This window comes from Erysipelothrix aquatica (assembly GCF_009828775.2).
In the GTDB taxonomy this organism is placed as follows: Bacteria; Bacillota_I; Bacilli_A; order Erysipelotrichales; family Erysipelotrichaceae; genus Erysipelothrix; species Erysipelothrix aquatica.
Genome location: NZ_WTSY02000090.1, coordinates 1 through 1,317, shown reverse-complemented (window position 1 = coordinate 1,317; position 1,317 = coordinate 1). Strand labels below are relative to the sequence as shown.

The 1,317-nt window shown below is 31.1% G+C and carries 2 protein-coding genes; both read left to right on the top strand.

Annotated elements, in window-relative coordinates; translation table 11 throughout:
- On the top strand, nucleotides 1-255 hold a 255-nt coding region (locus GVV20_RS10575), incomplete at its 5' end, for a hypothetical protein (protein WP_250690218.1).
- A gap of 89 nt (nucleotides 256-344) precedes the next feature.
- Nucleotides 345-1,298 (top strand): hypothetical protein, encoded by a 954-nt coding sequence (locus tag GVV20_RS10570; RefSeq protein WP_159740520.1) that lies wholly within the window; start codon nucleotides 345-347, stop codon nucleotides 1,296-1,298.
- Nucleotides 1,299-1,317 lie beyond the last annotated feature (19 nt).

The following is a 1,317-nucleotide window of genomic DNA, read 5'->3' as shown; positions in this document are numbered from 1 at the left end:
GGTTTATACTATGATGGTTATATCCAGGTAGCACCTGGTTACTTATATAGTGCTCATGCCGAATATAGTAACGGTTGGATAAGGTTTTTTGAAGGTTCAGAAGGAACTCATGATACCTACAAGATGTATACCGACACATATAATGGTGGTGGTATACACTCAAAATCATATAGATACTGGGATAGTTTGAATCCGTGGGCACCTAGCACACAATTTAGGTATGGATTTGATTTTAGGTCAACAGGTATTTCCTAATAGTATGATTATGTATATCTAATCTTATGCTAATATAATTTAAAATATGTGTTTTGTGTAATCTATCCTCTTCAATCAAGGAGACATACATGAGGCTCAAAACATTTATTTTATCATTACTATTCTCGTTAGTTACATTTATAATTGTTGTTTTCATTTTTGTTTCTTACCGACATAATAGTGTCAATCAATTTGGTCTAACTGAAAACGTGAAAAAAGTGAATGTAACTTCTATTTCACCGACAGTGAGTGATGGTAGGGAAAAAACTTATAGGAATCTTAATGATCTTTTTGGCTTGACTAAAACGACAATAGTTTACGTTCCATATGACTCAAACGGAATTGAAGTATTACTTATAAATAGAGATTCATCATCTTTGTTTGAGGATATATCAACAATCAACGGAGAATTTTTTCTCGTTGCTGACAATTCTTTCTATTCAAATAATCTTGATATATATGGTATCAATGAAGATCGAGTCACAGGAAAGTTTCAAAAAACTGATAAACGATATTTTGATTATATAGCAAATTATCAGTATTTTGGGGACACAGTTGAAGGTGAATACTATATCGAAACTGACTGTACAGATTGTTTGAGCCAGATAGATAATGTTTTCTCGTCTAATGATTATCAAATTTTTAATGTGCAAGTGAATCGATCATTGTTAGAAGTCATAGCAAGTAATGCTGCAACAAATCTAATGATTGTTTCATATATTATTATCATGCTTATTTTTTATATGTTGGTAAATCATAACTTGGCTTTAGATAAGAGAAAAATAACGATTAACAAGTTGTACGGGGGAAGTGATGATGATATTGCAGTTATGTACCTAAAGTTGCTTTTACCAATTGAAATCATTGCAGTTTTAGTTTCTACTTTTATTGCAATATCAATACTATTTAATATCATTAATGGTCCCGAAATACCAACGATTATCTTACTTGGAAGTGGGATTTCGTTGACTTTTCTTTTCCTGATTACTACTAGCTCAGTATATTTACATATTAGATCAGGGGGATTTCTAAAATGGAAATAATGAGATTATTGTACAAAGA